This window comes from Flavobacterium nackdongense (assembly GCF_004355225.1).
In the GTDB taxonomy this organism is placed as follows: Bacteria; Bacteroidota; Bacteroidia; order Flavobacteriales; family Flavobacteriaceae; genus Flavobacterium; species Flavobacterium nackdongense.
Genome location: NZ_CP037933.1, coordinates 2,179,783 through 2,198,843 on the forward strand (window position 1 = coordinate 2,179,783; position 19,061 = coordinate 2,198,843).

The following is a 19,061-nucleotide window of genomic DNA, read 5'->3' on the forward strand; positions in this document are numbered from 1 at the left end:
AACTACCAATAATAAATATTTACAACTTAGTAAAAATAGCTATTTTTCAAATGGCAAAATGTGTCTAGTAGGTCAAAAAAGGGCGTTAGCTAAGTCAATTTCTATTTTTAGTAAAATAACTGGGCTACATAAGCATTAAATCCGACCCTTTTAGATTTTTTGAAAAGATAATTTATTAGCTTAAAGATTCGCTTTGCACACTCTTGACAGCAGTTTAAATTTGCAATCTATATTGTTTACGATTTTTGATTGCATAAAGTTGAAATTTTCAAAAAAGGATAGCCTTATGCTCCCAGACAATCCAGATATAAAGTCCCAAGAACACCATACAAACGACAAATTTCATAAAGCTAGAAGCTAAAAACCCAATAAAAGAACCCGTGGCAGCTTTCAGAGCGCGGCCGTGGTCTTTGTAATCGTACATCAGTTCACCGATAAAAGCACCTAAAAAAGGTCCAATGATAAAACCAAAAGGAATCGGAGCAAAAATACCTACAACCAATCCAATATTCGTTCCCCAAATACCATACGAACTACCGCCAAATTTTTTGGTTCCCTTGGCTGGAATCACATAATCCAACACCGAAATTAGGACTGTAATCACAAGGCTAATACCAAGAATCCAGTAATTTACTTCAATTGCGGTAGTAAAATAAAGCAATACCAATCCCAACCAACTCAAACTTGGACCAGGCAAAACTGGCATAAAACTGCCAAAAATACCTAAAATCATTAACACAAAACCGATAATTAGCAGCACTAAATCCATAAAATAAAATTATGTAAATTTGTGAATTAAGAACTGAAATTCCATCTCAAATCCACCATGAAAAAAATTATACTATTCGCATTCCTATTTGCTTTTCTGAACTCGGTTTCGGCGCAAGAAAAGACACAAAATACGGCCGACGACGTTTTGAAGGACTCCATCTACAAAGCGAATAAAACAAAGGTATTGAATTATACAATGAAAGATTTCGAAAAATTATTTTTCGAATTTAATGAGAAAAAATTCGATCCCAATATCCTTTTAACGAAGCAAGAATTTTACACTTATACTGTACAAATCGGTACTTATTCAGATCGATTAGCCAAATTGTATCCCAAAGAGAAAGAGGTGGCAGCCGCAAGTAAAAAGAAGTGGCTATCCGAAAAATACGAAGATTATTTGCTTTCGAAGCCAACACAAAAGAAATAATTGTATTTTTATAAAATATTATTCCAATTCAAAAGCAAAACATTGAGGCCATTTTATTTTTTGATACTCTTTTTACTTTTTAATTCCTGTCAGTACTTCGACAAGCAAGTGCCTTCAGAAAAGGATTTATTACAAAAAGAACTCAAAGCCATCAATTGGAAAGAAGTTGATGAATTTCCGTCGGTAGTTTATTGCGAAAAAATTGAAAACAAAGCCCAACGTAAAGAATGTTTTTTTGAAGTGATGACCCAGCTCATTCAAGAAAAATTAGCAGTAGATACCTTGTCGATTCTGTATCCCGAACTCGATACCATCGAAGTAAAAGTGACCATTTTGCCCAATTCAACCTTAGAGTTTGAACCTCAATTTCCCAAGGATTCCGTAGCCTACGACACCATCAAAATCGATAGTATTCTCAAAGCGCGTTTAATCAATTTCCCAAAAATAAATCCTGCCATCAAACGCGGAATTCCTGTAAAAACACAATTTATCCTTCCGGTTATTTTAAAGGTGGAGTAAGAGCTTGTCATTTCCGACGAAAGTAGGAATCTGGAGCATCTTCCATCTGTTCACTATATCTTTTGTGGCTCTCGAAGTTTCGGGACGCCACAAAAGGATGCCGTTTCCATCTGGGCTAGGGCTTTAGGAGTCCTAAAATCGCCTCCCTTTCCATTCGTATTTTCCAAACGCTGCATACAAAGCCACACTCACGCTAAAAAAAGGATACAACAAACTGCTTATTACAAAAAATTGCGTTTTGCTTTTTAAGAAACCATTCGTTTTATGTATTAAAACAAAGTCAACTGAAAATTTCGCCAACAGCAAAAAACACATTAAAAAAATGTTCCCAATCCCAAACAACAAACAACAAACAACAAACAACAAACCAATATTCCCACCGAAAACGACCAATCCCAAACCAATCCCAAACCTGCTTTGATACGAACTTGTTTTCGAAGCCCAACGCACTCTTTGATGAAACAAGGATTTCCAATCGTTCACCGGCTTTGTAATGACAATGTTATTTTCAGATTTTAAATACTGAACTTTCGCGGGGCATTTTGCCATAGCTTTTTGCAACAAAAACACATCGTCACCACTAGCAATTTTATCATTTCCCTCGAAACCATTCAAGTCTTGAAAAAAAGATTTGGTGTAAGCAAAATTAGCACCGTTGCACATAAATCCTTTTCCTATGCCAAAACTCCCAATCGTTGCGCCCTGCAAACTGGCCAAATCCAATTGCTGAAAATGATGTAAAAAAGAATTTTCATAATCATAAGTCACAGCACCCGCAATCATCGAAACATCGTGACGCTGAATATAATTGTCCAATGTTGACAACCAGTTTTTGGTAACAACACAATCTGCATCAGTTGTGATTATCCAATCATTTTTAGCCAATTGTATTGCTGTTGAAATCGCATCTTTCTTTGGCGAATTCGAAATTCGAATATTCTTTATGACTGAAACCTGAAATGCTTCGCCAGTTCGCTGTGTGTCGGGTCTGCAATCTGCAATCTGCAATCTATAATCTGAATCATCATCAACCAGAATTACCTCAAAAAATTCCATCGGATAACTCAATTTTGAAAAACTGTCTAAGAGACTTGGCAGATTTTCCGCTTCATTCCGAAAAGGAACAATAATCGTGAATTTTGTTTTTGGCTCTAGCCAAAGAGAATCAAAGGAATTGACTTTGGTAAATCCATAGATTAGGGCAATTATTGACAGACAATATAGCAGCATAATTATGTATAAAACAAGAATCATTGTGTTATTTTAGTTTTGAAATTCATTACATAATAACTCCCAATAATAACTGGCAAAACTACATTCAAAAACCACATCAGCGTGCTTATAAAAACCACAATCCATTCGTTGATTCCTAATATTCCAAAGAAATAAACGGCAACACTTCCCTTGACAGCAAAGTCCAAAAACTGGAATGTAGGCAAAGAAGAAGCTAGAAAATATACACTCGCAATGGTTGCCATCATTGTCAAATAAGGCAAATCGACATCAAAAGCCAAGAACAAAAAATAATATTGATGTGAAAAAACCAAGTATCGGCAAACTGCCAAAAAGATATTTTTCTGATGAATGGTTTTCGGAATTTCATTGATTTTATGAATCAGTTTTTCGATGGAATACCCTTTGATATCTATTTTCTTCGAAAAAAATAAAATTCCAAAAAGCAAAAAACAAATTCCAAACAGAATTAGAACTGTTTTTGAAGTAATGATATTGTAATTGGCATTGAAATATAACAATCCAAATATACCAAAAACTACAGATAAAATCATTTGGATTCCGTTGCAAATCAAATTCAAAAATATAATTTTTTTGGTGGATTTTTTATCAAAAAACAATGCTTTTCCAGCATATTCTCCCAGACCGTTTGGAGTAAATAATCCAGCAGTCAAAGCACCTAGAACTTGCTTAGTGGATTCTAGCAAAGAAATTTTATGAAGATAAGAAACCAAATTCTGCCATTTCAAAATTTCGAAAAAGCGATTCAAAACACTCAACAACAAGATAAAGCTGATTCCAGCAATCGATTGGTTTTTTTTGAACAAAATGATGAATTTCTCCCAATCCAGTTTGTCGTTATTCGCCAATTGGATGTAAATAAAATAAAATGCACCGCCAACAATCAAAAGTTTGATAAGAAGTATGAGGAATTGTTTAGCTTTGTGGGATATTGAAATCATTGTTGCAAAGTAACAAAACTTTAAACTTTGAACTTTAAACTTTAAACAAATCTTTTGGCAAACGAACGCATCATATTAGGAATCGACCCTGGAACCACCATTATGGGTTTTGGAATCATAAAAGTAGTAGGAAAAAATATGCAATTTATTCAACTCAACGAATTGCAATTGTCTAAATATGACAACCATTATCAAAAATTGAAAATCATTTTCGAACGCACCATCGAACTAATTGACACACACAATCCTGATGAAATAGCGATTGAAGCACCTTTCTTTGGAAAAAATGTACAATCAATGTTGAAACTCGGAAGAGCGCAAGGCGTGGCAATGGCGGCGGGACTTTCGAGAGACATTCCCATCACCGAATACGAACCCAAGAAAATAAAAATGGCCATCACCGGCAACGGAAACGCTAGCAAGGAACAAGTTGCAAAAATGCTCCAACAACTTTTAGGCTTAAAAGAATTACCAAAAAATCTAGATTCTACCGATGGATTAGCGGCCGCAGTTTGTCATTTTTTCAATTCAGGAAAAGTGGTTGGTGCGAAAAGTTATACCGGTTGGGATGCTTTTGTGAAGCAGAATAGCCCCCTAACCCCCAAAGGGGGAAATAGTTTGTCGATTAATGTTCCTAAAAAGAATCAATAAGAATGTTATATTCAAAATACATTTCCAGTTTCACCTCCTCCCCTTCGGGGAGGTCGGGTGGGGCTATCTACATCCACATCCCTTTTTGCAAGCAGGCTTGTCATTATTGCGACTTTCATTTTTCAACTTCAATGAAAAAGAAAGACGAAATGGTTTTGGCCTTGGCTAAAGAAATTCAAATGAGAAAAAATGGGCTTCTCGACTCCGCTCGAAGTGACAAAGAGGAAATGATAGAAACCATTTATTTCGGTGGCGGAACACCTTCTACATTGCAGATTGCAGATTGCAGATTTTTGATTGAAGAAGTTTATAAGAACTACAAAGTTTCAGAAAATCCCGAAATCACGCTCGAAGCCAATCCCGATGATTTGTCTGAAGATTATTTGATTGCACTTTCAAAAATTGGAATCAACCGGCTATCTATCGGAATTCAATCTTTTTTTGAAGACGATTTAACGATGATGAATCGCGCCCATAATTCGGCGGAAGCAAGAAAATGTCTTGAAATCGCAACTCAATATTTCGACAACATTTCCCTCGATTTGATTTATGGAATTCCAGGAATGAGCAACGAAAAGTGGAAGAAAAACATTGAAACAGCGTTGAGTTATGGCATTCCGCACATTTCGAGTTATGCCTTGACGGTCGAACCCAAAACCGCTTTGAACAAACTTATCCAAACTGGTAAAATCGGAAAACCAAACGATGATTTAGCGCAAGAACATTTTCAGATTTTGGTCGCAACACTTGAAGCAAATGGTTTTATCCATTATGAATTGTCGAATTTCGGGAAAGAGAATTATTTTTCGAAGAACAATTCGGCCTATTGGTTGGGAAAAAAATACATCGGGATTGGTCCTTCGGCGCACAGTTATGATGGCATTTCCAGGAGTTGGAATGTTTCGAATAATGCTATTTATTTGAAATCTTTGGGTGAAAATAAATTACCCAACGAAATGGAAATTTTATCCAAAACCGACCGTTACAACGAATATATTATGACAGGATTGCGAACCATTTGGGGCGTTTCTTTGGATAGAATTTCGGACGAATTTGGAAACGAATATTCAGACTATTTGCAAAAGCAATCGCAGAAATTTATAAATGACGGTTTGCTTGAAATCGTCACTTCGAGTGTCCCGATGCAATCGGGAAGTATCGAGAAGATTCTAAAACCAACCAAAAAAGGAAAATTTTTGACGGATGGAATTGCGAGTGATTTGTTTTTTATTAATCCTATTTAGCAGTATTTTTTGAGAATATTATTTAAACTTGACTTGAAGGGTAATTTAATTTATCGAGGATAAATTTGTTTTTTTTAGTTGTATTGTAACATTTTGAAATCTATCGTATCAAAAGGGCAAATAACTAAAAAACAATTATTATGAAATCAATTAAATTATCTTTTGTACTTACGCTTTTTATTGCACTATTTTATTCTGAAAGTTATGCTCAAAGCAAGCCCTATTCTTTTGATGTAAAAGTTTCTGGAAAAGGAAATCAAGCCATTATTTTTATTCCTGGTTTTGGTTGTTCCTCGGAAGTTTGGAATGAGACCAAAATCAATTTTGAAAAAACGCACACTTGTTACACTCTGACAATGGCAGGTTTTGCGGGAACACCTCCACGGGACAATGCCACCTTCAATAACTGGGAAAAAGATATTGCAGATTTTATCAAACAAAACAAAATAAACAAGCCAATAGTAATTGGACACAGTATGGGCGGTGGGTTGGCAATGGCTATTGCTGCTGATTATCCTGAATTACTTTCGAAAATAATTGTTGTTGATGCGTTGCCTTGCTTGTCTGCAGTGTGGAATACTTCTTTTAAGTCAAATGCAAACAACGATTGTAGTGAAACAGTAAACCGAATGATGGCAGTATCTGAAGATCAATTTTATCAAATGCAAAAAATGATGATGCCTCAATTATTGGCAGATACTTCAAAACAAGATTTGGTTTTAAATTGGACAATAAAATCGGATAGAAAAACATTTGCCGAAATGTTTTGTGATTTTTCAAATACTGATTTGAGAGAAAAAATAGCTGGCATAATATGTCCAACATTAGTGTTGTTAGAGCCAAGTTTTGCCAATATAAAACCTGCAATGAACGATCAATACAAAAACCTTAAAACGGCTCAATTAGTCTATGCCACCAAAGGCTTACACTTTATAATGTACGATGATAAAGATTGGTATGACAATGAACTTAATACTTTTATAACCAAATAATTAATTAAAAAAAACATTAAAATGAAAAAACCATTTACAATTTCGATACTTGCGATGTCAGCAGGAATTGGCACCGCAATGGGTGTAGCATTAAAAGACACTGCAGTTGGATTTGCTATTGGCATAGCTATATTTGTAATGATGATTATTGCAAAAAAAACTAAAAAATCAAAAGACCTATAAATGGATTTTGAAGAAATATACAAAACCTATTGGCAAAGAATATTCCGTTTGTGTATGGGATACGTAAACGATCATGATTGGGCAAAAGATATTGCGCAGGAAACGTTTATAACCGTTTGGCAAAAATTACCAGATTTCAGAAACGAATCTTCAATAGGAACTTGGATTTTCCGGATAGCATCCAATCATTGTTTGCGACAAATTGAAAAACAAAATAGGATGGCTAAGTCTGATTTGCCGCTAGAATTAGAAGAAGTACCATCAATTAATAATGAACCAAAATATAATTTTTTGTATCAATGCATTGCTGAATTACCTGAGATTGACCGTTTAATCATTTCATTAGAATTGGAAGATATTAAACAAGCGGAAATAGCTTCTATTGTTGGTATTTCTGAATCAAACGTTAGAGTAAAGATTCACCGTATTAAAGAAAAATTGACTAAAAAATTTGAAAACTATGAACACTAATATTGATTTTAAAGAGTTATGGAACAAACAAAAAATGGATATTCCAGACCCCAAAGAACTATTTGAAAAAACAAAAGAATTCAAAAAGAAGAGTTTTCGAAAACTGCTTTTGGCAAATATTACTTTATTATTTACAACTGCTTTTTTATTGTTTATTTGGTATTATTATAAACCAGAATTCATCACAAGTAAGATTGGTATTGTATGCATAATACTTGCAATGTTTTTATATCTATTTGTTTATAATAAAATGGCAACTTTCTTGAAAAGTAATAATTATGAAATGGATACGTCACAACATTTACAACAATTACTAAAATTAAAAGAGAAAGAACGTTTTTTACAAACAACAATTTTGAATGCATATTTTATTTTGTTGAGTATTGGGATTTGTTTGTATATGTATGAATATACTTGTCGTATGACAATGCTTTGGGCAACAGTTACCTATGGCGTTACTTTGGCGTGGATTGCATTAAATTGGTTTGTTTTTAGACCCAAAACAATTAAAAAGCAACAAAAATCATTAAATGAATTAATTGAAAAATTTGAAAAAATAAACAATCAGTTAATTCAAAAATGATAATAAACAAGGAAAATTTTTAACGGATGGAATTGCGCGTGATTTGTTTTACTTAAATTTGGAATTGGATTAACCACTAAGAACACAAAGTAGGCACTAAGTTCGCTAAGCTTTGTGTCCTTAGTGCCTACTTTGTGTCCTTAGTGTTTAAAATAATTAAGTATGATTACAATCTCAACCGATAAAACAAAACTAAATATTCCCTTCATTCAAAACTTTTTGAAGGACATTTATTGGGCAGCTGGAAGAACTATTGACGAAGTGCAAACCACTATTGACAGTTCAGTTTGTTTTGGTATTTATTTAAATGATGTCCAAATTGGGTTTGCCAGAGTGGTCACAGATTATGTGGTTTTTGCTTATTTGATGGATGTTTTTATAGCTGAGGAACAGCGAGGAAAAGGATATTCTTCTATATTAATTGATGCAATGATGAAAGAACCGGTTTTAAAAGAGGTTAAAATTTGGCGATTGGCAACATCTGATGCCCACTATTTATATGAGAAATTCGGTTTTAAGGCATTGGCACATCCAGAAAAAATGATGGAAAAAATAACGATATGAACCTAGAAACCTACTACGAATATTGCCTTTCAAAAAAAGGAGCTACCGAACATTTTCCGTTCGATCACGATACTTTAGTTTTTAAAGTGGGTGGAAAAATGTTTGCGCTTTCTTCTTTATTGCAATGGGAAAAAGGCGAGCCTTCCGCAAATTTGAAGTGTAATCCCGATTATGCACAAGAATTACGCGGCCAATACGGCGACGTTCAGCCGGCATTTCATATGAGCAAAACACATTGGAATACGGTTGTCATAAACAACGAATTACCCGATAAATTTATCAAGGAATTGATAGATGATTCTTATGATTTGATTTTTAATAGTTTAACCAAAAAAACACAAGCAGAAATTCTTGAAATGGATTAATTCAAAACTTCGTGTATTTTTTGAAAAAAATTGTATTGAGAAGTAGAAAATTAGGCATTACTTTTGCTAAAAATTTCTGAACACAATTCAAATAAAATAATATGATTGATAATCTTAAAAAATTCTTAAACGAAGAGCAAGACCCAAAAGCCATCGAAAAAATCACTTCCAAACTGAATGATTTATTGATGAAAAACGAAGAAATAGGATACATCGCCGTGCAAAAAAAACCGGCTATTACCGTTTTCCCTGACAGTATCGTGGTCACCAATAAAAGAATCATCATTTGTCAGCCAAAAAATATGGGGCTTTCGATGAATTTTACTGATTTTACTTGGGACGAAATTGAAGGAACTTTTATGAAAGAAAACATTTTAGGTTCCGAATTTTCATTTTCGACGAAAACACAAATCCAAGTTTCTATCGATTATATCCCTAAAATTCAAGCTAGAAAGATTTCTACTTTCGCCAAAGAGCAATTGGATTTGTTGAAAAACCCTGTCGTTGCCGAAGAGGTTAAAACGGAAATTCCCGTATTTATACCAGAAGAAATCGAAGAAGTAGAAGCGGAAGAAGTGGTGAGTTTTGCTGAATTGATGCCCGCGGTTTCAAACTATACAGAACCGATTGCTGAAAACACAGCTACTGTCACAGAAAAGTTGTCAAGTGAATTATCGCAAGACGAACTTTTTGCCAAGCTTCAAAACTATAAAAAACTCCTCGATAACGGATTGATTTTACAAGGCGAATATGACGCTTTTAAAAAGCAAATTTTGAGTTATATGTAATTCAAACCCTATTTTCGACCAGAAGTCCTGATAAATTCTCATTTATCGGGATTTTTTTTGATATTTTGTTTGGTTGTGTAACATAAGTTACACTTGTAATTGTTTACTTGAATTACATTTAACCTATTAAATCAATGGGTTTTATTCTACTATAATTAAACCCATTCCTTTAGTAAGAATTCAAAATAGTAATCAAAACCTTTAACCATGAAAAAAATTATTTTACAATTTGGATTAGTACTCTTTTCGACCTTTGCTTTTTCGCAAGCGGGTCATATTATGCAGGGCGTCGGCGCTTTCAATATGTCGATGGGAGGCGCATCAACGGCGCAACCACTAGATATTTCTGGAGCATTGCAATGGAATCCAGCCTCTATTTCGGCATTCAACGACAAAATTATTAAGTTTGACATCGGACTATTTTATTCTTCACCCGAATTAAGTTCAAGTTTGCCTGCAGGAGCAATGGGACCTGGTTCTCCTGCTGTAAGCGGAACTACAAAAGATGATAGAGGAGTTTCTCCCATGCCCGCTTTAGCAATGGTTTGGGGGAAAGAAGGAAGCAAACATAGCTTTGGATTTTCTGCTTTTGGAATTAGTGGATTTGGTGTCACCTTTCCTGAAGAAACCAATAACCCATTGAGCTCAAGCTTTGACTCAACAAAAAATTCTAATCCTGTAAATTATCCGCAACAAGCGAGTGGTTTTGGCAGAGTAGAATCGGATTATATGTTGTTGCAAATAGGTTTAACTTGGGCCTATGAAATAACCGATAAATTATCCGTTGGTATCGAACCTACCTTCAATTATGGAACCTTAGAATTGATGCCTAACCCAACAGCAAATCCATCAATGGCAGGTTATCCATCGACTAATAAAGCATCAACTACTGGTTTTGGAGCACAATTTGGTTTGTTTTATGATACCAAAACTGGATTCAAAGCGGGCGTTTCCTATAAAACAACTCAAAATATGAGCGATTTTGAATTCGAAAACACCTATTTAGACAATACAACAGGCAGCAATAAATTCGATATGGATTATCCTGCTATTTTATCTTTCGGACTTGGGTATTCAAAAAGTGATTTTGATTTAGCCATGGATTATAGAATTGTAGATTATAAAAACACCAATGGCTTTTCGGAAACAGGTTGGACAGAAACAGCTTCAGTGAAAGGTTTCGGTTGGGATAATGTATCTATCTTTTCGGCAGGTATTCAATATAAAGGAATCGAAAAATTACCTTTGAGATTAGGCTATACTTACAGCTCAAATCCTATAAATTATGATGTAGCCTTTTTCAACATTCCAGCAACAGCCATAATTGCCAACGCATTCCAATTTGGATTTAGTTATAATGCCAGCAAAAATATTTCATTAGACGCAATGTATCACCACGGTGTGAGCGATGGAAAAACTTACGGACAAATCCTTAATCCAATGGCTATTTCTCCGTCTAATCCAAATGGCGCTATTCCTGCCTCTTATGTAGCTTATGATATGACAACCGATTTAATAATGGTCGGAATTTCATATAAATTTTCTAAATAACGAGGAATTCTTTTAGTTCAATTGATAGTAAAAAGCGGTTTCTATGGCAGAGCCGCTTTTTATTTTGGATTAAATTACATCGTTTGTTTCTGTTTTTCCACAAAATTATGCGCTTGAAGTTCTAATAATTCAGTTGCTTTTTGACGTTGCAAATCGTAGAGTTTTTTGTCCTGCGCAATGTCTTCATACACTTTATCATGCATCGATGCGCTAGTTTTTACCAACAAATCGCGCTGGTATTTGTCTTGCGCTAAAGTTGCTTTGAGTGCTGTTTCTAAATCTTCCAACTTATAATCGTATTCGCTTTTTGCCGCCAACAATTTGGCGATGATTGGCGAAGTTTCGATAGCCAAAAACAACAACATTATAAACAAAGACGGAATCAATGGCAGTTTATTCAACGCGTTGATTCGCGCCATTAAACCATCAAAACCTTCGATTATAGGTTGGGTTTCTGAAACTTTTTTGTCTAAATCAGCTTGAAGCGTAAGAGCTTTTTTATCGTTGACAGCAATTTTAGCCAAGTTGTTTTTTCGGATAGAATCCAGTTCGGCGGAAGCCAAATTATGTTTGGCTATTTTCTCTTTAAAAACGGGTCCTTTGCCTAATTTCATTGTACCTTTCGTTCCTTCGGCCTCAGAAATATAGGTTTCGTATAAAGTATTTACTTCTTTTTCTTTTAAAGCAATTTCTGCTTTCAACCTGTCAGTTTCTGCTTTGTTTTTATCTACATCCGATTTGAAATAATTGGCGACTTCTTTTTTGTTATTCAAAGCCATAGCATTTTTTTCTTTCAATAAAACAGTATTGATTTCCTTTTCGAAAATTTTTATTTCTAAGGGTTTCGAAATCACGATAGCAATGATTATTGCCAAAACAATTCGCGGACTGGCTTGCAAAAATTCGCTTTTGAAACGATCTCTTTTTCGAATAGTAGAAACAATAAATCGGTCTAAATTGAAAATCAACAATCCCCAAACAATACCAAATCCCATCGCAATAAACGGATTGTCGAAAACCGTGAACAGCGCATAAGAGCTGGCAATGAAAGCCATAACGGCAGTGAAGAAAACAGTGGCGCCAATACCTACATATTTGGTTTTTTCGCCTGCAGAGCAACCTTCGAGGAGATTTTTATCGGCTCCGGAACAGAGGATGAAAAATTGTTGTAGCATTTTGATTTTGATTTAGTGTGCCACTTTACGGGCACAGGAGTGATTGATTTTGATTGATTGTAATTAGTAGCCTAATAACGGAGAAAGTTACATTTTGTTGTTGGCAGTATCTTTATGTAAAAAAGCAAAGAGCCACGTTCTGGCGTGACTCGTTCTTTTAAAAAGACTAATGAAATTGAGAAATTTCTAGGTTTCAACCCTTGAAAATAGTATTATTTTTTCTTTAAAATAGTAACTAATAAAACGCCCCAAGACAAGATTAGTAACAAGCCGCCGATAGGAGTTACGAATCCAATGACTTTAAAATCAAAAGGAATAAAATGTCCGTTTGTAGCCAATAAATAGATTGAACCCGAAAAGAAAATCACGCCAATAACCACTAAATTATAAATTGTTTTCTTTGCTTTTTCTGCAAGGCTTGATAGCCCAATAAACAAGAGAAACAAGGCGTGGTACATTTGGTATTTAACTCCGGTTTCAAATGTAGCTAGTTCATCAATAGACAAAACTTTTTTTAAGGCGTGGGCGCCAAATGCTCCTAAGATGATCGCCAACATTCCAAAAATTGCAGCTGTAGAAATTATTTTTTTGTCCATTTTTTTTAGATTTTGTCTTGCAAAAGTATCGTATTCTGCCATAACTAAAAAAATAAATGCGATACTTTAATTGCAATACTATTTGGTTTCTTTTAGTTTTTAGTCAACTATCATTTGTTATAAATACAACAATTATGTATGTTTGTGTTAAATATATGCAAAATGAGAACAATTCTAATTATCGGCGCTGGAAGATCAGCCTCTTCCTTGATTCAATATCTTTTAAACAAATCAGATGAAGAGAATTTGCAGCTCCTTATTGGAGATTTATCATTAGAAACTGCACAGAATAAAACGAATAATCATCCCAATGCAACTGCCATTTCATTAGATATTTTTGACCAAATTCAAAGAAAAGAAGCCATTCAAAAAGCAGATATCGTCATTTCGATGTTGCCGGCACATCTACATATTGAAGTGGCCCGAGATTGTATCGCCTATAAAAAACATATGGTTACTGCTTCTTACGTAAGCGATGCAATGCAGGAATTAGATGTTTTGGCACAAGAAAACAATTTAATTTTTATGAATGAAATTGGTCTCGATCCCGGGATTGATCATATGAGCGCGATGAAAGTGATTGATGAAATCAAGGCTAAAGGAGGAAAAATGCTTTTGTTTGAATCCTTCTGTGGTGGACTAGTTGCCCCAGAATCGGATACGAATTTGTGGAATTACAAATTCACTTGGGCCCCACGAAATGTAGTTCTTGCCGGACAAGGCGGCGCTGCAAAATTTCTTCAGGAAGGAACTTACAAATACATTCCCTATTGCAATTTGTTCCGCAGAACCGAATTCCTTGAGGTTGAAGGTTATGGTAAATTTGAAGCCTATTCGAACCGTGATTCCTTGAAATATTTGGATGTTTATGGATTGAATGACGTATTGACTTTGTTCAGAGGAACCATTCGCAGAGTGGGTTTTTCCAAAGCCTGGAATATGTTTGTGCAACTCGGAATGACCGATGATAGTTATGTAATGGAAGGTTCCGAAACTATGAGTTATCGGCAATTCGTGAATTCATTCTTGCCCTATCACCCGACTGATTCTGTCGAAATCAAGATGCGTTTGATTCTGAAAATTGATCAAGACGATATTATGTGGGACAAATTGCTAGAATTGGATTTATTCAATCCCGACAAATTAGTAGGTTTAAAAGATGCCACTCCAGCTCAAATTCTCGAAAAAATCTTGAGCGATAGTTGGACATTGCAACCCAACGACAAAGATATGATTGTGATGTATCATAAATTTGGCTACGAGCTGAACGGCAAAAAACTTCAAATTGATTCCAAAATGGTTTGCCTTGGCGAAGACCAAACCTATACTGCAATGGCAAAAACTGTCGGCTTACCCGTTGCAATGGCAACCTTGTTAATCCTAAACGGAAAGATAAAAACTCCCGGAGTGCAATTGCCGATTCGAGAAGAAGTGTATTTGCCTATTTTGAAAGAATTAGAAGAATATGGGGTTGTATTCAAGGAGGAAACGGTTCCTTATTTAGGATATAATGCTTGAAAAATATTTTGGACTAAACAAAAAATCCGTTCACTCAGTTAAGAATGAACGGATTTTGAATTTTTCTTAGTGACTTCGGGCCTTTGCGGCAAAAACCTACTTACTCATTTCCACAAAATATTTAAAAAACAACGGAATCGTCTCAATTCCTTTGAGGTAATTAAATATTCCGAAATGTTCATTTGGCGAGTGAATGGCATCGCTGTCTAGTCCAAATCCCATCAAGATGGTTTTGCTTTTTAGTTCTTTTTCGAACAAGGCGACGATTGGAATACTTCCTCCGGAACGTACTGGAATGGCTGGAACTCCAAAGGTTTCGGTGTAGGCTTTATTGGCGGCTTTGTAACCAATGCTGTCCGTTGGTGTTACATAACCTTGTCCGCCGTGATGCGGTTTTACTTTTACTTTCACTCCTGCTGGAGCAATGCTAATGAAATGTTTGGTAAACAATTCGGTGATTTCTTCCCAATCTTGATTCGGAACCAATCGCATCGAAATCTTGGCGAAAGCCTGACTCGCAATAACAGTTTTAGCACCTTCTCCAGTATATCCGCCCCAAATTCCGTTTACGTCAAGTGTTGGTCGGATAGAATTTCTTTCATTGGTTACATAGCCTTTTTCACCATAGATATCATTCAAGTCTAATGCTTTTTTGTAGTTTTCTAAATTGAAAGGTGCTTTGGCCATTTCGGCTCTTTCTTCCAATGATAATTCTTCGACTTTGTCATAAAAACCAGGAATGGTTACGTGATTATTTTCGTCGTGAAGCGAAGCAATCATCTTTGCCAAAACGTTAATGGGATTAGCAACAGCACCACCATACAATCCAGAATGTAAATCGCGATTGGGTCCCGTTACTTCAACTTCTACATAACTCAAACCACGCAAACCTGTGGTAATTGAAGGTTGTTGGTTCGAAATCATTCCGGTATCAGAAATTAATATGACGTCATTTTTGAGTTTTTCATGATTGCGCTCTACAAACCAACCCAAACTTTTAGAGCCTATTTCTTCTTCGCCTTCAATCATAAATTTCACGTTGCAAGGCAATGTATTGGATTGAATCATATATTCGAATGCTTTCACGTGTATAAACATTTGACCTTTGTCATCGCAAGAACCACGAGCAAAAATGGCGCCATCAGGATGAATTTCGGTTTTTTTGATCACAGGTTCGAATGCTGGAGAAGTCCATAATTCGATAGGGTCGGCGGGTTGTACATCATAATGTCCGTAAACCAAAACGGTCGGCAAGTCCTTATTTATTGTCTTTTCGCCATACACAATTGGATTTCCAGGCGTTTCGCATAGTTCTACAAAATCGCAACCGGCTTGCTCTAAACTAGCTTTTACAGCATTGGCAGTAGTGATAATATCTTGATGGTAAGCTGGATCGGCGCTAACAGAAGGGATTTTTAATAATTCGATTAATTCGTCGATGAAACGATTTTTGTGTTCATCAACGTATGATTTTATGGTTTCCATAATTTGATAATTTTTAGAGTTTCAAAAGTACAAAAAAGACCTTGAATATTTTTTAATAAATTACTTTGAAAGTTAGAACTTATGCTTATATTTGCACTCACATTTTCGCGGATATGGTGAAATTGGTAGACATGCCAGACTTAGGATCTGGTGCCGCAAGGCGTGTAGGTTCGAGTCCTATTATCCGCACTTTTAAAATGCAATTATCTTAATATTAGATAGTTGCATTTTTTAGTTTATAGAGTTGCCCGACTATTGCCCGACAATTCTAAAAACAATAAAAAAATTATATATTTGTAATAGGTTTACGATGCCTATTTTAAACCAACGTTTGAACAACGTAAAACGGTAGCCTGAACAACTACCGTTTTTTATTTCAATTTATTTTTATTTTAGCGTTGTGATTAATATATAAATATTAAACAGAAAGAATTCCCCAACTGCTATTGAATTCTTATTCCTTTTTTTGTTTTGTAATATTATGGCTTTAGGTCGAAAAATAAATACGACACAGAAATCGTTAAATTCTTCAAATTAAAAAAGGGCTGCTATAGGCTTATGTTGTCTGTAAACATTGTAATCTAAAAATTGCTTTTTTTTGCGACATATAAACTAGTTTTATAAAAAACCCTAAAACTTTTCAAAAAATAAATTCATTAAAGAGACCCCCTCCCCCTATAAAATAAACTTTCTCGGTTAATTTTTTGCTCTGTATTCGGGGGTATTACCTTGTGTCTAAACATTTCTCACTGTTTTAGGATTGTTAACACTTCCGCACCATTATGGTTATAATTAAAGCCAAAAATTTCAAAAGACTAAAAATGTAATATTGGTCATAAATACCTGTATTTTGGTTATTACCTTAATTGATAAACTTTGCACTTTTGCATCATACAATATTGAATATATATCATTACAATAAATAATAAAATTTGTTGTTAAATAATTGCTAAGTAGGTCTAGTTTGGTATAAGTACGAGATTTAGTCTAAATCATTAATTAAAAAATGAAAAATGAAAAAATTAGTAATGATTGCTTTATTAGCAATAGGATTAAGTGTAAATGCTCAAGAAACAATTTATGCCGAAGCAAATGAAAATGGTGTTTGTACAAATTTAAAAACAGGCGAAGTCATAAACTCGGAATTAACTTCAAAATTTATAATTGATTTTAAACTAGGTGTTGTCACCCTTACCATCGAAAATGGTCAAGTAATGTATAATATTACTGAAAAATATGATTATAAATGGTATGATGTTAATGGAAAATTAATCAATGATAAAATAGTAATGTGTTCTAACGAACTTCAAAAAATAAAAATTTGCTATTCTGATGATGTTAATGACCAAGGAATTATTGGATATACCGAAATGCCCGAACAAGAATTTGCTTATTATGTTTATAAAATAAAACCCACTAAAACTAAAAATTATGCTACAGTCAAAAAAATGAAAAAAAATCAAAAATGAAAAAAGTACTTTTTTTTGCAATAGCACTATTTAGTTTAAATAGCAATGCTCAAGACCTCATTATTGGTGAAAATATCAATAATGGAACAATTGCAAATATCCTAACGGGTGAGGAAATATCCAATAATAATTGTATTTGTGTTGAAATTAATTCCAAAACTTCAACTATCGAAATTACTACTTTTGATGTAGTGAAAAAGTATCATATCGATAGAGCCGAATTTAATGGCGATGGATATAATAATTATTTTTGCTCAAATAACCAAGGCCAAAAAATAGAAGTTAGTACAAGCTTGTATGCAATAAGTGTATTATATGACCAATATTTATTAGCCTTTGCGGAATACCCATTCTATATTCAAATGGAAAATAATGAGAAATTTGTCAATAGTCCATACTATATTAATGAAATGGGTATTTCAAAATAAACACAATAAAATAACCATTAAACCTAAATTCATTTTTACTTTTTTTGAGTATTACTAGTATTACTCAATTATATTCATAGAAAATGATTAAACCACTTTGTGTTTGAAGTTTCTACAAAATATAGAATTAATACCTAAAATAGTCTCTAATCTTCCTAAGAATTTGCTGCGTATAGTCTTTCAGTTTTGTTAAAGTTTTTTTAGTTAATAAAAAATTTACATTATATTGATATATAGTGTATTGAATAAAGTATTTTAACATATTTTTATATCGAAAATAATTTAGAATTTAATAATTCTCATACCAATTTTTGTAATGAAAAAAAAATCACTTATGTTAACATTAATACTGGCATTCCTAGGCTTTGTTTTGATGGGACTTTCCATCTATTTTTTCTTCAATGGAAGTTTTGATGCCAATGAAAAAGTAGATCTTGCCGAAAAGGAACTTGAAAAGGCAAATAAAAAAATTGAACGTTTAAATCAAGAATTAAGTGAGAAAACTAGGAAGATTTTTGAATCTGAAAAAAATATCAAAAATTTTACTTCAGAACCCTTTGGGCATCCCAAAGCACATAATATCCCTGTTTTAGAAATTACGAGTGTTGATCTTGGCGAAGGCGTGACAGTAGAAGGAAACAAAAAAAAGGTTCATCGATTAATGTACAGCCATCAAATTAGGTTTATAATTATGAATATTGGCAAAAACGCACTGAAGGATGTAATTTTTTCTATCAAAGATGTTTATAACGAACCAAAAGAAAAAGGAAAAACGAAGAAAACCAAGGGAGAGCTTGATTTCATGAACCGCCCAATTGACAACGAAGATATTGGCTCTTATGACAACATTGAGATTCATACTTTGAATCTTAAATCGAAAAAACTGATTTACTCAAGCAACCTTCCAAGTAGTTTTGGATTTGGCAATTATTGTTATGATGTCATTGTGGAATGGGCCGATGGTTCATATCAGATGCAAGTTGAAATTGAAGAAATAGATGGCAAGTTGAAATTTAAATATGAATTTTACAATGTGAATGGAGAGCCTATTGACTTGAAAAAGTTAACCACCGTAAATTGAAATGA

At 34.1% G+C, this 19,061-nt stretch carries 22 protein-coding genes and 1 tRNA gene; 17 read left to right on the plus strand and 6 right to left on the minus strand.

The window, feature by feature from the left end; translation table 11 throughout:
• Positions 1-268: 268 nt before the first annotated feature.
• Positions 269-769 (minus strand): DUF456 domain-containing protein, encoded by a 501-nt coding sequence (locus tag E1750_RS09270; RefSeq protein ID WP_133276506.1) that lies wholly within the window; start codon positions 767-769, stop codon positions 269-271.
• A gap of 57 nt (positions 770-826) precedes the next feature.
• Between E1750_RS09270 and E1750_RS09275 the strand changes: the two genes are divergently transcribed.
• Together E1750_RS09275 and E1750_RS09280 are read left to right on the plus strand one after the other, a co-directional pair.
• Positions 827-1,198, plus strand: a complete 372-nt coding sequence (locus E1750_RS09275; protein ID WP_133276507.1) for a hypothetical protein — start codon at positions 827-829, stop codon at positions 1,196-1,198.
• Between the two features lie 42 nt (positions 1,199-1,240).
• Positions 1,241-1,717 (plus strand): hypothetical protein, encoded by a 477-nt coding sequence (locus tag E1750_RS09280; RefSeq protein ID WP_133276508.1) that lies wholly within the window; start codon positions 1,241-1,243, stop codon positions 1,715-1,717.
• Between the two features lie 132 nt (positions 1,718-1,849).
• Here the strand turns inward: E1750_RS09280 and E1750_RS09285 are convergent, their stop codons facing one another.
• Together E1750_RS09285 and E1750_RS09290 are read right to left on the minus strand one after the other, a co-directional pair.
• Complete coding sequence (locus tag E1750_RS09285; RefSeq protein ID WP_133276509.1) at positions 1,850-2,971, minus strand: glycosyltransferase family 2 protein; 1,122 nt, start codon at positions 2,969-2,971, stop codon at positions 1,850-1,852.
• Positions 2,968-3,912, minus strand: a complete 945-nt coding sequence (locus E1750_RS09290) for a lysylphosphatidylglycerol synthase domain-containing protein (RefSeq protein ID WP_133276510.1) — start codon at positions 3,910-3,912, stop codon at positions 2,968-2,970. The genes E1750_RS09285 and E1750_RS09290 overlap by 4 nt, the downstream gene beginning before the upstream one ends.
• A gap of 54 nt (positions 3,913-3,966) precedes the next feature.
• Here E1750_RS09290 and ruvC point away from each other — a divergent pair, with 54 nt between their 5' ends.
• The 10 genes from ruvC to E1750_RS09335 all read left to right on the plus strand — a co-directional run bounded on the left by ruvC (position 3,967) and on the right by E1750_RS09335 (position 11,304).
• Entirely contained in the window at positions 3,967-4,563 is a 597-nt protein-coding gene (ruvC, locus tag E1750_RS09295) for a crossover junction endodeoxyribonuclease RuvC (RefSeq protein WP_227873866.1), read from the plus strand.
• Between the two features lie 2 nt (positions 4,564-4,565).
• The gene (gene hemW, locus E1750_RS09300; protein WP_133276511.1) at positions 4,566-5,807 is read left to right on the plus strand and encodes a radical SAM family heme chaperone HemW; all 1,242 of its coding nucleotides are present in this window, start codon (positions 4,566-4,568) and stop codon (positions 5,805-5,807) included.
• A gap of 140 nt (positions 5,808-5,947) precedes the next feature.
• The gene (locus E1750_RS09305; RefSeq protein ID WP_133276512.1) at positions 5,948-6,799 is read left to right on the plus strand and encodes an alpha/beta fold hydrolase; all 852 of its coding nucleotides are present in this window, start codon (positions 5,948-5,950) and stop codon (positions 6,797-6,799) included.
• A gap of 21 nt (positions 6,800-6,820) precedes the next feature.
• Positions 6,821-6,982, plus strand: a complete 162-nt coding sequence (locus E1750_RS17740) for a hypothetical protein (protein WP_165698027.1) — start codon at positions 6,821-6,823, stop codon at positions 6,980-6,982.
• Positions 6,983-7,453 carry an RNA polymerase sigma factor gene (locus tag E1750_RS09310; RefSeq protein WP_133276513.1) on the plus strand — a complete coding sequence of 157 codons (471 nt, stop codon included), beginning with the start codon at positions 6,983-6,985 and terminating at the stop codon, positions 7,451-7,453.
• On the plus strand, positions 7,443-8,036 hold the full coding sequence (locus tag E1750_RS09315; RefSeq protein WP_133276514.1) for a hypothetical protein: 594 nt from the start codon (positions 7,443-7,445) through the stop codon (positions 8,034-8,036). Before E1750_RS09310 ends, E1750_RS09315 begins: the two co-directional genes overlap by 11 nt.
• Positions 8,037-8,198: 162 nt before the next feature.
• The gene (locus E1750_RS09320) at positions 8,199-8,600 is read left to right on the plus strand and encodes a GNAT family N-acetyltransferase (RefSeq protein ID WP_133276515.1); all 402 of its coding nucleotides are present in this window, start codon (positions 8,199-8,201) and stop codon (positions 8,598-8,600) included.
• Positions 8,597-8,965 carry an MmcQ/YjbR family DNA-binding protein gene (locus E1750_RS09325; RefSeq protein ID WP_133276516.1) on the plus strand — a complete coding sequence of 123 codons (369 nt, stop codon included), beginning with the start codon at positions 8,597-8,599 and terminating at the stop codon, positions 8,963-8,965. Before E1750_RS09320 ends, E1750_RS09325 begins: the two co-directional genes overlap by 4 nt.
• Before the next feature lie 101 nt (positions 8,966-9,066).
• The gene (locus tag E1750_RS09330; RefSeq protein ID WP_133276517.1) at positions 9,067-9,753 is read left to right on the plus strand and encodes a PH domain-containing protein; all 687 of its coding nucleotides are present in this window, start codon (positions 9,067-9,069) and stop codon (positions 9,751-9,753) included.
• A 207-nt stretch (positions 9,754-9,960) separates the two neighbouring features.
• On the plus strand, positions 9,961-11,304 hold the full coding sequence (locus E1750_RS09335) for an OmpP1/FadL family transporter (RefSeq protein ID WP_133276518.1): 1,344 nt from the start codon (positions 9,961-9,963) through the stop codon (positions 11,302-11,304).
• Between the two features lie 74 nt (positions 11,305-11,378).
• Here the strand turns inward: E1750_RS09335 and E1750_RS09340 are convergent, their stop codons facing one another.
• Together E1750_RS09340 and E1750_RS09345 are read right to left on the minus strand one after the other, a co-directional pair.
• Positions 11,379-12,479, minus strand: a complete 1,101-nt coding sequence (locus E1750_RS09340; RefSeq protein ID WP_133276519.1) for a DUF4407 domain-containing protein — start codon at positions 12,477-12,479, stop codon at positions 11,379-11,381.
• 212 nt (positions 12,480-12,691) lie between these two features.
• Positions 12,692-13,075, minus strand: a complete 384-nt coding sequence (locus E1750_RS09345) for a DUF423 domain-containing protein (RefSeq protein WP_133276520.1) — start codon at positions 13,073-13,075, stop codon at positions 12,692-12,694.
• A 162-nt stretch (positions 13,076-13,237) separates the two neighbouring features.
• Between E1750_RS09345 and E1750_RS09350 the strand changes: the two genes are divergently transcribed.
• The gene (locus E1750_RS09350; protein ID WP_133276521.1) at positions 13,238-14,593 is read left to right on the plus strand and encodes a saccharopine dehydrogenase family protein; all 1,356 of its coding nucleotides are present in this window, start codon (positions 13,238-13,240) and stop codon (positions 14,591-14,593) included.
• A 96-nt stretch (positions 14,594-14,689) separates the two neighbouring features.
• Here the strand turns inward: E1750_RS09350 and E1750_RS09355 are convergent, their stop codons facing one another.
• On the minus strand, positions 14,690-16,078 hold the full coding sequence (locus tag E1750_RS09355) for a dipeptidase (protein ID WP_133276522.1): 1,389 nt from the start codon (positions 16,076-16,078) through the stop codon (positions 14,690-14,692).
• Between the two features lie 107 nt (positions 16,079-16,185).
• Here E1750_RS09355 and E1750_RS09360 point away from each other — a divergent pair.
• The 4 genes from E1750_RS09360 (at position 16,186) to E1750_RS09375 (ending at position 19,056) form a co-directional block, all read left to right on the plus strand.
• Positions 16,186-16,267, plus strand: a tRNA-Leu gene (locus tag E1750_RS09360).
• Between the two features lie 824 nt (positions 16,268-17,091).
• A complete protein-coding gene (locus tag E1750_RS09365) occupies positions 17,092-17,547 on the plus strand; it encodes a putative periplasmic lipoprotein (RefSeq protein ID WP_133276523.1) in 456 nt (151 codons plus the stop codon).
• On the plus strand, positions 17,544-17,975 hold the full coding sequence (locus E1750_RS09370) for a hypothetical protein (RefSeq protein ID WP_133276524.1): 432 nt from the start codon (positions 17,544-17,546) through the stop codon (positions 17,973-17,975). The genes E1750_RS09365 and E1750_RS09370 overlap by 4 nt, the downstream gene beginning before the upstream one ends.
• A gap of 334 nt (positions 17,976-18,309) precedes the next feature.
• Positions 18,310-19,056, plus strand: a complete 747-nt coding sequence (locus E1750_RS09375) for a coiled-coil domain-containing protein (RefSeq protein WP_133276525.1) — start codon at positions 18,310-18,312, stop codon at positions 19,054-19,056.
• Positions 19,057-19,061 lie beyond the last annotated feature (5 nt).

Bases quoted from the DNA above. Each gene is read 5' to 3' on its own strand.
- E1750_RS09285 (WP_133276509.1), bottom strand. From the start codon at position 2,971: ATGATTCTTGTTTTATACATAATTATGCTGCTATATTGTCTGTCAATA.
- E1750_RS09270 (WP_133276506.1), bottom strand. From the start codon at position 769: ATGGATTTAGTGCTGCTAATTATCGGTTTTGTGTTAATGATTTTAGGT.
- E1750_RS09305 (WP_133276512.1), top strand. From the start codon at position 5,948: ATGAAATCAATTAAATTATCTTTTGTACTTACGCTTTTTATTGCACTA.
- E1750_RS17740 (WP_165698027.1), top strand. From the start codon at position 6,821: ATGAAAAAACCATTTACAATTTCGATACTTGCGATGTCAGCAGGAATT.
- E1750_RS09315 (WP_133276514.1), top strand. From the start codon at position 7,443: ATGAACACTAATATTGATTTTAAAGAGTTATGGAACAAACAAAAAATG.
- E1750_RS09320 (WP_133276515.1), top strand. From the start codon at position 8,199: ATGATTACAATCTCAACCGATAAAACAAAACTAAATATTCCCTTCATT.
- E1750_RS09325 (WP_133276516.1), top strand. From the start codon at position 8,597: ATGAACCTAGAAACCTACTACGAATATTGCCTTTCAAAAAAAGGAGCT.
- E1750_RS09340 (WP_133276519.1), bottom strand. From the start codon at position 12,479: ATGCTACAACAATTTTTCATCCTCTGTTCCGGAGCCGATAAAAATCTC.
- E1750_RS09345 (WP_133276520.1), bottom strand. From the start codon at position 13,075: ATGGACAAAAAAATAATTTCTACAGCTGCAATTTTTGGAATGTTGGCG.
- E1750_RS09370 (WP_133276524.1), top strand. From the start codon at position 17,544: ATGAAAAAAGTACTTTTTTTTGCAATAGCACTATTTAGTTTAAATAGC.
- E1750_RS09330 (WP_133276517.1), top strand. From the start codon at position 9,067: ATGATTGATAATCTTAAAAAATTCTTAAACGAAGAGCAAGACCCAAAA.
- E1750_RS09310 (WP_133276513.1), top strand. From the start codon at position 6,983: ATGGATTTTGAAGAAATATACAAAACCTATTGGCAAAGAATATTCCGT.
- hemW (WP_133276511.1), top strand. From the start codon at position 4,566: ATGTTATATTCAAAATACATTTCCAGTTTCACCTCCTCCCCTTCGGGG.
- E1750_RS09290 (WP_133276510.1), bottom strand. From the start codon at position 3,912: ATGATTTCAATATCCCACAAAGCTAAACAATTCCTCATACTTCTTATC.
- E1750_RS09350 (WP_133276521.1), top strand. From the start codon at position 13,238: ATGAGAACAATTCTAATTATCGGCGCTGGAAGATCAGCCTCTTCCTTG.
- E1750_RS09275 (WP_133276507.1), top strand. From the start codon at position 827: ATGAAAAAAATTATACTATTCGCATTCCTATTTGCTTTTCTGAACTCG.
- E1750_RS09375 (WP_133276525.1), top strand. From the start codon at position 18,310: ATGTTAACATTAATACTGGCATTCCTAGGCTTTGTTTTGATGGGACTT.
- E1750_RS09335 (WP_133276518.1), top strand. From the start codon at position 9,961: ATGAAAAAAATTATTTTACAATTTGGATTAGTACTCTTTTCGACCTTT.
- E1750_RS09365 (WP_133276523.1), top strand. From the start codon at position 17,092: ATGAAAAAATTAGTAATGATTGCTTTATTAGCAATAGGATTAAGTGTA.
- E1750_RS09355 (WP_133276522.1), bottom strand. From the start codon at position 16,078: ATGGAAACCATAAAATCATACGTTGATGAACACAAAAATCGTTTCATC.